The organism is Pirellulales bacterium, assembly GCA_035546535.1.
Taxonomy (GTDB): domain Bacteria; phylum Planctomycetota; class Planctomycetia; order Pirellulales; family JACPPG01; genus JACPPG01.
Genome location: DASZWQ010000177.1, coordinates 1 through 12573 on the forward strand (window position 1 = coordinate 1; position 12573 = coordinate 12573).

At 63.3% G+C, this 12573-nt stretch carries 12 protein-coding genes; 8 read left to right on the forward strand and 4 right to left on the reverse strand.

Annotation, left to right across the window (positions count from 1 at the left end):
• Positions 1-195, forward strand: a 195-nt coding sequence (locus tag VHD36_20455) for a hypothetical protein (GenBank protein HVU89713.1), incomplete at its 5' end; no start/stop codon positions are given.
• 14 nt (positions 196-209) lie between these two features.
• On the opposite strand, the gene VHD36_20460 is transcribed toward VHD36_20455, so the two are convergent.
• Complete coding sequence (locus tag VHD36_20460; protein ID HVU89714.1) at positions 210-476, reverse strand: hypothetical protein; 267 nt, start codon at positions 474-476, stop codon at positions 210-212.
• Between VHD36_20460 and VHD36_20465 the strand changes: the two genes are divergently transcribed.
• The 3 genes from VHD36_20465 (at position 477) to VHD36_20475 (ending at position 3338) form a co-directional block, all read left to right on the forward strand.
• Positions 477-815: a hypothetical protein gene (locus VHD36_20465; GenBank protein ID HVU89715.1), complete on the forward strand. Its 339-nt coding sequence runs from the start codon at positions 477-479 to the stop codon at positions 813-815.
• Between the two features lie 335 nt (positions 816-1150).
• Positions 1151-2440: a Gfo/Idh/MocA family oxidoreductase gene (locus VHD36_20470; GenBank protein ID HVU89716.1), complete on the forward strand. Its 1290-nt coding sequence runs from the start codon at positions 1151-1153 to the stop codon at positions 2438-2440.
• A 136-nt stretch (positions 2441-2576) separates the two neighbouring features.
• Positions 2577-3338 carry a hypothetical protein gene (locus VHD36_20475; protein HVU89717.1) on the forward strand — a complete coding sequence of 254 codons (762 nt, stop codon included), beginning with the start codon at positions 2577-2579 and terminating at the stop codon, positions 3336-3338.
• Between the two features lie 121 nt (positions 3339-3459).
• On the opposite strand, the gene VHD36_20480 is transcribed toward VHD36_20475, so the two are convergent.
• Positions 3460-4239: a PHB depolymerase family esterase gene (locus VHD36_20480; GenBank protein HVU89718.1), complete on the reverse strand. Its 780-nt coding sequence runs from the start codon at positions 4237-4239 to the stop codon at positions 3460-3462.
• A 198-nt stretch (positions 4240-4437) separates the two neighbouring features.
• The gene (locus VHD36_20485) at positions 4438-4665 is read right to left on the reverse strand and encodes a hypothetical protein (protein HVU89719.1); all 228 of its coding nucleotides are present in this window, start codon (positions 4663-4665) and stop codon (positions 4438-4440) included.
• Between the two features lie 322 nt (positions 4666-4987).
• On the opposite strand from VHD36_20485, the gene VHD36_20490 reads away from it, so the two are divergent.
• The 3 genes from VHD36_20490 to VHD36_20500 all read left to right on the forward strand — a co-directional run bounded on the left by VHD36_20490 (position 4988) and on the right by VHD36_20500 (position 9628).
• Positions 4988-7108, forward strand: a complete 2121-nt coding sequence (locus tag VHD36_20490) for a hypothetical protein (GenBank protein ID HVU89720.1) — start codon at positions 4988-4990, stop codon at positions 7106-7108.
• Positions 7109-7354: 246 nt separating this feature from the next.
• On the forward strand, positions 7355-8536 hold the full coding sequence (locus tag VHD36_20495) for a DegT/DnrJ/EryC1/StrS family aminotransferase (GenBank protein ID HVU89721.1): 1182 nt from the start codon (positions 7355-7357) through the stop codon (positions 8534-8536).
• A 291-nt stretch (positions 8537-8827) separates the two neighbouring features.
• Positions 8828-9628, forward strand: a complete 801-nt coding sequence (locus VHD36_20500; GenBank protein ID HVU89722.1) for an enoyl-CoA hydratase-related protein — start codon at positions 8828-8830, stop codon at positions 9626-9628.
• Positions 9629-9674: 46 nt separating this feature from the next.
• Here VHD36_20500 and VHD36_20505 read toward each other — a convergent pair whose 3' ends face one another.
• A complete protein-coding gene (locus tag VHD36_20505; GenBank protein HVU89723.1) occupies positions 9675-11006 on the reverse strand; it encodes a sterol desaturase family protein in 1332 nt (443 codons plus the stop codon).
• A gap of 474 nt (positions 11007-11480) precedes the next feature.
• On the opposite strand from VHD36_20505, the gene VHD36_20510 reads away from it, so the two are divergent.
• Complete coding sequence (locus tag VHD36_20510; GenBank protein HVU89724.1) at positions 11481-12362, forward strand: cysteine hydrolase family protein; 882 nt, start codon at positions 11481-11483, stop codon at positions 12360-12362.
• Positions 12363-12573: the final 211 nt, after the last annotated feature.

Genomic DNA, 12573 nt, shown 5'->3' on the forward strand with positions numbered 1-12573 from the left:
TTCGTCGCCGTGGCACTGATCCTACGAAACTTGTGGGTCTGGATTCATCAAACATGTCTGGCAGCAGGGACTGGCGACCACCCGACGTTGCACCTCGAACGACTACGCTTCAAACGCATGCTGGATTGGATCGTCCATCAAATAGTCGCCGTACTCCACGACGGCTCAACACCTTGCGTTGAAACCGGACCTTAACACGTGACTTGGCACTACTGAGTGACGATCTTCAGGGTCGCGACGAACCGCCGGTAGCCCAGGCGGACATGCTTTCCAGTGGCGACGGCAGCGCTGTGCCCCAAGCGTTCAAGGCCAGGAAAGCTACCGATAAGGATTTCTGGAAAACACACGAGAGCGCTGTTCGCGAGTTTGTCGATCCCGAACGATATGGGCTGGTTCAGGACGCCGAGCACGTTGCGGGGTTTCTCGCGCACCGTATCGGATCCCGCCTTGATGCGCAGGCTGCCCCCGTTCTCCACGTGCCCGATCGGGTGGAGCTCGTCAGTCTGCTCAAGTTTTCCGAGCCGCGCGTGTATGTCTCGGATTACTTGCCGGCGATGGACGAGCTGCGCGATGCGCCGACGCGGCCGTTGGACGCCTTTGAGCAGCAGGGCCTGGCAGCGCTCAAAAATGGCGAAGACATCGTCAGCGAGGACAAGCCGCCGACCATTCGCGCGCTGGGGGCCCTGCGGGCATTGAAACAGTGCCTGCAATGCCACACGGTCGAAGAGGGGCGCTTGCTCGGAGCTTTTTCCTATCGCTGGGGCCCGGCAAAACCCACGCCGCAGCCCGTGCCGCCGACGCCCGACGCGACTTAACGGGGAGCGTGGGCATTGCACCGGAGCTGGGTTTCCTTCACTAGCCCGAAGCGCCCGCGAGGGTGCTTCTACGGGCCAATCCCTCGCTGTCGCGTCGGGCTGGTGTTGCAAGCCATCTTTCGTACGCCGAGATCTTCGGCCCGCCCGGCGTTTGCTTGCAATGCGCCCCCCGGCTGGACAGAATAGCTGGCGTATTCGCCGCAGGCGGACCCGTCGGACAGATGCCGGGCTTTGAAAGCCCTCGCCGCTCGACCGGTTGCTAACTTTCGCGGCTTGCGACACGCCCGACTCTCCCTCCCGCCTTTTGCCTCCAGACGCTTGAGGAGTCTTTTGCCGTGAAACAACGCTCCGCGCCCACGCGACGCACATTCTTGAAGGCTTCGGCGGCGGCAACGCTGGCCGCGCCGACGATTGTCCCTTCGACCGTCTTTGCCAAGGACGATCAACCGGCGCCCAGCGACCGCGTGGTCGTCGGGTCGATCGGCGTCGGCGACCTGGGACGCCGGCATCACCTGGCCAACCATCTGATTCCCAACAAGCGCGTTCAGATGGCCGCCGTCTGCGACGTCGATCGCAATCACCGCGACCAGGCCGCGCTCGACGTTCTGAACCGCACCGGCAAGAAAGTCGACATCTACAAGGACTTTCGCGATCTGTGCGATCGCCAGGATATCGACGCCGTGTTGATCGCCGTGCCCGACCATTGGCACGCCCTGATCTCGCTGTACGCGATGGAGTCGGGCAAGGACGTCTATTGCGAAAAGCCGTTGACGCTCACCATCGACGAAGGCAAGAAAATGGTCGAGGTCGCGCGGCGCTACGGCACCGTGTTTCAGACCGGCAGCCAGCAGCGCTCGGACAAGCGCTTCCGCCAGGCGTGCGAACTGGTGCGCAACGGGCGGATTGGCAAGTTGCAACGCGTCGATACTTACATCGGCGATATCGACGGCGGCACCTGGCAGCCGACCACCACGCCTCCGCCCGAGCTGGATTGGAACTTCTGGCTGGGACCAGCGCCGTGGGCCGAGTACTCGCCGAACCGCTGCCATTATCAATTCCGCTGGTTCAGCGATTACTCGGGCGGCAAGATGACCGACTGGGGCGCGCACCACAACGACATCGCGCAGTGGGGCATGGGGACCGACGGCACCGGCCCGGTGAAGGTCAAGGGCCAAGGCACGTTCCACGAGAACGGCCCGCACGACGTGCCGGGCAAGTTCGACGTAACGTACACCTACGCCAGCGGCGTCGAGCTGACGTGCCATTCCGACGGTGAAAACGGCATCAAATTCACCGGCAGCGACGGCTACGTATTCGTCAGCCGCAGCCAGATCACCGAATCGTCGCATCGCGACATTCTGCGGACCGAATTCAGCGACAAAGACGTGCGGCTGTACGTCAGCACCGATCACCACAACAACTGGCTCGATTGCATCCAGAGCCGCGAGCGCCCGATCTGCGACGTCGAAATCGGCCACCGCTCGTGCACGATCTGCCACTTGGGCAATATCGCCATCAAGCTCGGTCGCGAGCTGAACTGGGATCCTGAGAAGGAAGTTTTCGTCAATGACGAGCAAGCCAACCGCATGCTCAGCAAGCCGATGCGGGCCCCGTGGCATATTTAGCGGGAAAGTAGTCAGTAGCCGGTAGTCAGTAGTCAGTAAGAAAACTTTGGACCACCGGTTACCGCGAACAAAACTAATTAGCCGCCGGGCCTGCCCGGCGTTCCAAAACAAAAAAGCATCGCCGAAGGACATAACCATGGACACCATCGCACAGATTTCCGAACAGTTGGGATCCTCCGAACAGGCCACGGCGTTCAAAGCCCGTCGCGCATTGGCCGTCCGTGCCGCGGCCGCGGGCGCGCCTGGCAAAGAAGCCGAGCGGACGGCGCTCGCCGCCGAGTTGGCCGGTTGCCTGGTCGCCAAGGGTGAAGGGGGCGACAGCAAAAAGAAAGAGCAGCCGCCACGCTATTCGGTCGCGGCCCGCAACGCCATTTGTCGCACGCTGGCCGAAGTCGGCGGTGACGCTGAAGTCGCCGCCCTGGTGCAGACCTTAGCGGACTTCGACGTGCGCGAGATGGCCCGCTTCGCCCTGGATCGCATCCCCACGGCCGACGCCGCCAAGGCCTTGGCCGAGGCCGACGACAAGCTGGTCGGCGAAGAGTTCCGCGTGGGCGTGACTAACGCGCTGGGCAAGCGTCGCGACGCCGTGGCGGTCGAAGCACTGAAGAAGGCCACGACCGACACCAGCAGCGAGATCCGCCTGGCCGCCGCCGAAGGATTGGCCCTGCAGCCGGACGCCAGCGGCGACGCCGCGATTGTGGAAGTCCGCAAGCAACTCGGCCCCGCAAGCCCCCGCGCCGCCAAGCGGATGGACATCGCGCGGCTGCAACTGGCGGCCACGCTGGCCAAGGCGGGTCAGAAGGACGCCGCCCGCGGCATCTATCAGGGCCTGGCCTCGGACGGGGCCGACGAAGCGCAAAAGAAAGCCGCGAAGAGTGCGCTTGAGCACCTCGGGTAGCGTGCGAATGACGAATGTAATGTCGAAATTCAAAGGGTGAACGACGATAGATCGTTCGTCATTCCGTCATTTGATTTTCCTTCGACATTTGAATTTCGACATTCGACATTGCCACGAAATCCTATTTCGCGGCCGCCGGCTTCTTCTGCTCGAACATCCACGGCAACGCGCCCTGCGGATCTTCGTAGGCCGGGGTCCAACTGTCGTGGCCGACGCCGGGTAGTTCGCTGTATTTCACGTTACCGCCCGCGGCCCGCACGGCTTCGACCATCGTGCGGCTGAGCGACGGTGGTACGACTTTATCGTCGCTACCGTGTACGGCCCAAATCGGCAACTTGGCCAGCTCAGCGGCGTCGTTGGGATCGCCGCCGCCGCAGATCGGCACCATGGCCGCGAACCAATCCGGGTGCCGCGCCGCCAGGTTCCACGCGCCGAAGCCGCCCATCGACAGCCCCGTGAGATAAACTCGTGCGGGGTCGATTGGATATTTCTTCAGCGTCTCTTGCAGAACGGCTTCGGCGACCTGCATCTGCTCCGAAACACCCGTCTTGTCCGGCCCGCGGGCGACCCACAGCTTCCCCTCGCGGCATTGCGGCGCGATGAAGAAGCAGGGGAACTTCTTCTGGTACTCGGGCGTGGCCATCAGTGTCGGCAGATATTTCAGTTGCGCGACGTTGTCGTCCCCGCTTTCGCCGCGGCCGTGCAAGAAGAGCACGACGGGATACTTCTTGCCTGGCTCGATCGTTTCGGGCGAAAGCAGGCGGTAGCGGAACGTCTCGTTCTCGTACGGTCCACCGGTGAACTGGTAAGTACGTTCGGCGAATTTCGAAATCACTTCTTCACCCGGTTCTTGGGACGCGGCAAGCGCGCAGGCGGCGACGAGCAGTAAAGCGTGCATCATTGTGGGCATCCGTAGGCAAAGGACCGTCTCCGCCCTCTTCTCGCAGTGCACCCATGGTAGTGCAAACGATCGAGCGGGGAAAATCCGGGACGCCCTGTAGCGAGAGCTGCGACGGTGCGATCGGACGAGCTGGTCAAGATGGGGGCGTGTAGCAGCGAGGCCTGAACACGCACGCGGACTGAGGATTACCGGAGCCGGCTAACCCTTCACGCGCTGCGGAATCGTGAACGAGTAGAGCATCGTCACGGCGCCGGCCGAGAGCAGGCTCCAGGGAGCCCAATCGGGCGGTTTGATGTCGCGCCCACCGCGGTTTTCTGTTGCGCTGGCGCCGCCACGCGACGACATGATGAAGTCGTCGACGACCAGGCATTCCGCGCCGATGACCAGCAGGCAGAAGCCCACGGCAATGAAAAATGACCGCCACATGCAGGTGGTCTCGTTCCGAGCGGTGCGCCCCGGCTGACAAAGGACGGTTCGACGCGGCGCAAACGCCTGGACCGTCTGCTGGCATTCATCGACAGTCGGGCGCGCCGGTCTTCAGGGTTTGCCGGCGTCGCGGCATTCACCGCACGACCGGACACGTGGTTTTGACGATCGCGCCAGGCGCGACCGGCCGGGCGGGCCGTATGTGCCGGCGATTTCGGCTACCTCGAAATGCGCCCCCTGCTCTGATACGATCAAAGGCATCTTCGGCCTGCCGGTCATGATCCGCCAGGCCCGCTTTTTCGCTACAGACGGACCGATTGCCATGCCACTTGATCCCTACTCTCCTTGCCCGGCCGGAACGGGCAAGAAGCTGAAATTCTGCTGCGCGGACCTGGTGGGCGAGCTGGAAAAAATCCAGCGCATGCTCGAAGGAGACCAGCGGCTTGCCTGCCTCGAACACATCGAGAAGTTGCAAACCAAATACCCCGGCCGTGCCTGCTTGATGACCTCGCAGGCGCTCTTGCTCTTGGGCCAGGGACGCAAAGACGACGCCAAGCGGGTTATCGACGCCGTGCTGGCGCAGGCCGCGGCCAACCCGGTGGCGCTGGCCGAATCCGCGCTTGTGACGTTCGGCGAGGGCGAGCTGCGCAAGGGGATCGAGACCTTGCAACTGGCCCTCTCGGCTTGCCCCGCGCCGATGCCCGTGACGGTCGTGGATGTGATCGCTACGGTGGCCGAGACGTTGGTCGGCTTGGACGAAATTCCGTCAGCGCTTGGACATTTGTTGCTCTTGGCCAGCTTGCTGCCGCAGGATCAGCACACGCTCGCACTTTTGATGCGGATCAATGGTTCGCCGCAGGTGCCGCTGTTGTTCAAGGAAGAGCCCGACTTCCTGCCCGCCCCGGCGGGCGCCAGTTGGAAAGCCAAGTTCGACGAAGCACTGGAGCCGGCTCATCGGGGGGCATGGCGCGTGGCGGCCGACAAATTCACGGCGCTGGCCGCTACCGCCGGAGATGCACCCGCACTATGGCACAACCTGGCCGTGTTGCGCTCGTGGCTGGCTGACGATGCCGGAGCGGTCGAAGCCCTGCGCAAGCTCTCGGCGCTCGACGTGCCGACGGACGACGCTGTCGAGGCCGAGGCTCTGGCCCAATTGCTCGACCCCGCGACGACGGGCGAAACCCTCGAATTGATATCGATCGAGTATCCGATCAAGGATATCGAGACGCTGAATACTCGGCTGGCGAATCGTCATTTCTTGAGCGTGCCGGTGAACACCTCGGCTTGGACCGAGCGGAACGAAGCGCCGCCGCAAGGTTCGTATGCGCTTCTGGATCGCGAGGCGCCGCGCACCGGCGTGGGGATCGCGCGCGAGGCGGTGCCGAACATCATCGGGCATGTGCTGGTGTTCGGCCGGCAGACCGACCGCGAAGCGCGACTCGAAATGAGCCTGGCCCGCCCCAACCTGGCCGCCGCGCGCGACGCCATTGCTCAACTATGCGGTGATCAGCTCGGCCCCGCCGGCGACGAGGAAAAGCGGGGCGAGATCTCGGCCACACAATGGGCGCTCAGCTGGAACGGGCGCCTGCCCGAGGATACGCCGGTCGACGAAGTACACCAGCTTCTGGTCGCGCAGCGGCGGCATGCGATTCTCGATCGCTGGACGCAAACACCGCTGGCCGTGTTGGGCGGACTAACACCCGCGGCGGCCGCTAAAGATCCCGGCCAAAAGATCCGATTGCTGGGCGCGATCCTGGTGTTGGAACTGTCGTTTCAAGAGGCTTCGATCGGCGATGTCTTCACCGCCCTGCGGAGCAAGCTGGGGTTGCCCGAGCCGGGCCCGGTCGATCCGGCACAGAATCCGGTCGAGGACGTGCCGCTCGCTCGTTTGCATCGGGTGGAGTGGGAAAAGGCCTCGGACGAGGCGCTGATCCTGGGCAATCGCCGCGCGGGTTTTACGGCCGCGCGCCTCGCCTCGCGAAGAATTGCCGAGGCGGCGCTGGAGCGAGAATCACTCAAGGGCCGGATCGACCGTGCGCAGCTCTATGGCTTGCTCGCACGGCTGGATGACGACACGAGCCGCGCGATTAACTACCTCGAAAAGGCGCGCACCGCGTCCGAAGACGCCAACAAATCGACCGCGATGTGGGACCTGGAAGAACTGACGCTGCGGTTGGAGCGCGGTGAGCCTCACGAATTCAGCCGCTTGATTCAGCACATTCAAGCGCACCACTCTCGCGAGCCGGGTGTCGCCCAGGCGCTGATGCAGATTCTGGTCGAAGCGGGGCTTGTCACGCCCGACGGTCGCCCGGTACACGTACCGCAGGAAGCCACCTCGCCTCTCGTGGTGCCCGGCGCCGGTGCTGAGCCTGGAAAGATTTGGACTCCCGAAAGCGAAGCGGGACCCGGAAAGAAATCGGCCCTGTGGGTGCCTGGCGAATAAGCGATGAAAATCCCCCTCCCTTTCAGGGAGGGGATAGGGGAGGGTCGGAACGTGCCATGACAGGATAGCGTTGCTTAAGCACAAGCTGTCTCCGTCAAACACCTGCGTCGAGGTACTCTTAACCCTCGCCCAAGTCCTTTACGCCTTCAGAATCCACAGCCTCACGACCCTGGCCGCAACTGCACAATGCTGTCGAGAGAGGGGATCGTTGAAGGCACTTTCGCACGAGTAGCGAGACTAAGCCCCATGCCTTCGCTCTACGACCGCCTGGGTGTTCCGAAGCTCATTAACGCCGCAGGCACGTTGACCCGGCTGGGTGGGTCGTTGATGGACGCCGAGGTCGTCGCGGCAATGGCCGAGGCCTCGCGCAGCTTCGTGCGGATGGATCAATTGCACGCCGCAGCGGGAGAGCGCATTGCCGAACTGACCGGTGCCGCAGCGGGACTGGTCACCACGGGCGCCGCCGCATCGCTAACGCTCTCCGCCGCGGCCTGTCTGGCGGGCACGGATTTCGCGCGCATGGACCGGCTGCCCGACACGTCGGACATGCCCAACGAGATCGTCATTCCGCGCTCGCACCGAAACGGCTACGACCACGCGCTGCGCGCGGCCGGAGCGCGCCTGGTCGAGGTTGGCCTGGCCGAACGGACGCGCGATCCGCAGCCGTGGGAGATCGCGGCCGCCGTCAATGACCGCACGGTGGCGATCGCGTTTTCGGTCGGCTTCTCACCGCTGCCGCTCGAGGAAGTCGTTGTCGTCGCCCGAGAGCACGGCGTGCCGGTGATCGTCGATGCTTCGGCGGCGCTACCGCCACGTGGCAATCTGCGAAAGTTCATCACGGCCGGCGCCGACCTGGTGGCCTATAGCGGTGGCAAGGCGATTCGCGGCCCCCAAGCGTCGGGCATCCTCTGCGGTCGGCGCGATCTGGTGGCTTCGGCCGCGTTGCAAATGTGGGACATGGATTTTTTGCCCGAGCTGTGGAACCCGCCGCCGGCGCTCGTCGATCCCGCGATTGTTAAGCGAGGCGTTCCCAACCACGGCCTGGGGCGTGCCATGAAAGTCGGCAAGGAGGAAATCGCGGGGTTGCTCGTGGCGCTCGAACGATTCGTTGCCGGTGATGATACGGCCGACCGCACGCGACTCGCGGCGGTCACGAAGCAAATCGCGGCCGGTCTTGGCGATCTGCCGGGCGCGTCGGTCTCGCTGGTCGAGCGCGAGGAGCTGTGGCCGGTGGTGCGCTTGGAGTTTGCTTCGACGGCGCCAAAGTGCGCGATCGAAGTCGCCCGCGCGCTAGAAAGCGGCTCGCCGCCGGTCTATCTGGCCACCGGCGACGCGCACATGGGGCGCCTGGGGATCGATCCGTTTTGCGTGCAGCCGGGTGAGGCCGAGGTGGTCGTCGAGCGTGTGCGCGCGGCTTTCGACTCCTGACGAATAGCGTGTTCCCCTTGGATTTCAGAGCGCCTGCCGGCGCACGGACAAGCGAGTGGTCGGTGCCACCCAGGATTTTCTGTAGCCGGAGTCTGTGACGCCGGAAGCCGCATGGTGAAATCCCGGCCTCGCAGAGGCCGGCTAGAGAAAGCACGGCGCAGAATATCAACTTTGCAGTTCTCGCGAAGATCAATGCCCGCGCGTTGACGTCGCCACAACGCCGGGCGAAAATGCCCGAGCACATTTCTCAAATCGTTCGAACGCATTCTTTTCTGCGAGGGGTTCGCCATCATGTCGACTACAGCCGCCACGCCCAGCGTCTTGTCGGAAATCAAGGATTCCGTGAAGTGGATCTGGTTCAACCGTCCGCAGGTGAAAAATGCGCTGACGCCCGAGGTGGCCGACCAGATGCGCGCCGAAATCGAAAAGGCCGCCGACGAGGGAGCCCGGGTGGTCGTCATCAGCGGCAAGGGGGGCGCGTTTTGCTCCGGCGCCGATTTGAAGGCCGTGGCGCCGCGGCTGGGCGAAACCGTGAGCGTCAAGGACATTCTGCTGAACCATTATCATCCGCTGGTGCTGGCGATGACCCGGCTGCCGCTGCCGGTGATCGCGGCCGTCGACGGCGCGTCGGCCGGCATCGGCTGCGATATCGCGCTTGCCGCGGATATTCGCCTCGTTAGTGAGCGCGGCTTCTTCGCCGAAATCTTCGTGAATATCAACCTCATGCCGGACGGCGGCGGATCGTTCACGTTGTCACGGCTCGTAGGCACGGGTCGGGCCTTGGAAATGGCCATGACCGGTTGCCGCGTGCCGGCCGACGATGCCGAGCGCTGGGGCCTGGCGAATCACGTCTACCCGTCCGAAGGTTTCGAGGCGGCGGTGCAGCAATTCGCGGCGCAGTTGGCCGCGAAGGCGCCCTTATCGATCGCGCAGTCAAAGGCCGCCATTCGCCAGAATCAGAACCCCGTCACGTTCGAGCAGGCCCTCAAGCACGAGGCGGTCACGCAGCAAACGCTGTGCGAAACGCACGATTTCGGCGAAGGCGTGATGGCCTTTCTGGAAAAGCGCAAGGCGAATTACCAGGGCAGGTAAACGGCGCTTCGAACACGCGGCTTGCGGCGCCGATCGGATTGCCAACTCAGCTCGTCAGCTCGGCCTGAGCCGTCGTCGAGGGGACTTGTTCGTGCGCCGCGCGCTCTGCCGGTACCGCCGTGAATTGCCCGCGGTAGTAGGCGAGCCACGCGATCGACACACCCCCGAACGTTGCGGCGCCGATACCGGCCGGGAATCGCCAGGCTGCCATTTCGGGCCAGAACGCCGCGGCCACGGGCAAGGCAAGCAGTCGCGCGATCTCGGCCGTGAAGGCCCACGGCTTGCGTTCCAGGACGCCTCCCATGTTGCCGACCGACCACAGAACATAGATCGTGGGCAGCACCAGCGTCTGCCACGCGACGTGCTGATCGGCCAGGTTCGTCACCGTCACGCCCAGCACGAGTACTAGCGCGAATTGCACGACGACGTACGCCTTCAGCCCGGGCGGGATTTGCGGGTCGTACTTCTTGACGCTTGCGCGCGTGACTTCTTGTGCCCGCGGGCGCTCGGGCAAGCCCGGCGGTATCCATCCCAGCGGCATGAACCAGATTTTGATCTTGTCGCGCCAGCGCGGCGCGTTCCATGCGTCCTGGCAGAGTTCGACCCATCCGCCCAGGTTCGCCCACAGCGGGTTCATGCTCTTGAGCGGCTTGGTGATGCCGTAGACCGGCTGTTCGACTTCCGGCTCGAAGGTGCCGAACATCCGGTCCCAGATGATGAACATGCCGGCGTAGTTCTTATCGAGATATTTCGGATTGCGCGCGTGGTGCACGCGATGATGCGAAGGAGTGTTCATGACCCATTCGAGCGGCCCCAGTCGATCCACGGCCTCGGTGTGAATCCAGAACTGGTAGAGCAGATTGATGGCCTTCATCGACACGTACCAGAGCGGCGGAAAGCCGATCACGGCCAGCGGCAGGTAGAACACCCAGGCGAAGCAGCTTTCGAAGGCGCTTTGCCGCAGCGCGACCGTGAGGTTGTACTCTTCGCTTTGATGGTGCACGACGTGCGTCGCCCAGGGGGCAGCGTATTCGTGCGCGATGCGATGAAACCAGTAAAAGCAAAAGTCGACGCCGAACAAGAGTCCGATCGCGGCAACCCACTTCACCGCGGGCGAGGCATCGGCCAACTCGAAGATGCGAAAATGATCGAACAGGTACAGGTAGCTGGCGAACAGCAGCACGTTCAAGAAAATCGCCAGGATCTGGTCGACGATGCCGCAACTCAGGTCCGTGATCGAATCGTTGAGTCGGTAAAGCTGCTTGCGCTCGACGATTCCGGCCACGATCTCGACGCCGATCAGCAGAAAGAAGAACGGCACCGCCAGGCCGACGTAATTGATGCCCGAACCCAGGATCGTGTCGACAAGGGTACCCATAACCGCGGGTCAGCAAGGGGAAAGCAACGAGAAAGAAGGGCTCAATCGCCAATTCTCGCGCCGAGTGCCGTGCGCGTCAACGGCAGGGCGGGTCCTTGGTACGTGGGAACTTCGCGGCCAAACGCCATCGGCAATTTTGGCCTCCCGGAATCGTGCTCGTATGCGCGGCGAACCGGTTGGCGCGATTCACGCGCTATCCCTCTCCCTCGCATGGAGAGGGTAGGGTGAGGGTCGAGGCGTTTCTCGATCAGACAATTGCAAATCGGTTTCGCGCGTCACCCTCCCCTAGCCCCTCCCTGACAGGGAGGGGGATTTGAAGAAGCTCCCCGCATGCCATCCTGCAGGGCGATGGCTTGCGCTAGTCCCGCCGGTTGACACGCGCATCGGTTCCGGCGACCTTGAGGTCCTGTCGGTTTCCTTGTGCTGTTAATCCCTCCCAGGTCTGTGGTGATGAGAATATTAGCTGGTCGTGGTGTGATCCCCGTTTTCGCGGCAGCGCTGATTGCTGGGTGTCTTCCGGACGGCGCGACCGCCGAGGAACCGCTGCAACTCCATGCCCGCAGCCGTAGCGTCACGAAGGACGCGGAGGGGTCGAGCAAGCCGGCGGCCACCGAGAAGCCGGTCGAATGGGATCCGCATAAGACGGCGCTCATCATTTGCGATATGTGGGACGACCATTGGTGCCGCGGCGCGGTGGCGCGCGTGACGGAACTGGCGCCCGTGGTGAACAAGTTCGCCCACGCGGCCCGCGATCGGGGCGTGCTGGTGATCCACTCTCCCAGCACGTGCGTCGATTTCTACAAAGACACGCCGCAGCGCAAACGGGCGCTCGACGCGCCGGCTGCCACGCCCCCTGTGCCGCTCTCGCAGGCCACGCGGTGGGGCACGAAATGGTGCTGGCCCGACCCACGCCGCGAAAAGGAGTTGCCGATCGACGACTCGGACATGGGTTGCGATTGTTCGCCGACATGCGAAATCCGTGGCCCGTGGACTCGCGAAATCAGCCTGATCGATATCGAGCCGGCCGACGCCATCAGCGACGATGGGCAAGAAGTCTACAACCTGCTCCAGGAGCGCGGCATCGACAACATTCTGATCTGCGGCGTCCACCTGAACATGTGCGTGCTGGGCCGCTCGTTCGGCATTCGCCAGATGGTGCAGCTAGGCAAGAACGTGATGCTGGTGCGCGACCTGACCGACACGATGTACAACTCGCGCATGCGCCCGTTCGTGAATCACTTCCGCGGCAACGACCTGATGGTCGAGCACGTCGAACGCCACTGGTGCCCGACGATCACGAGCAGCGATCTGCTGGGGGGCGAGCCGTTTCGGTTCAAGGAAGACGAGAAGAAATGATGAATGCAAAGTGATGAATGATGAATCGGCGACAAACTTGATGTATCCTGTTCATCATTCTGCACTCATTATTCATCATTCAGTAGTGCCAAGTCACGTGTTAAGGTCCGGTTTCAACGCAAGGTGTTGAGCCGTCGTGGAGTACGGCGACGATTTGGTGGACGATCCAATCCAGCATGCGTTTGAAGCGTAGTCGTTCGAGGTGCAACGT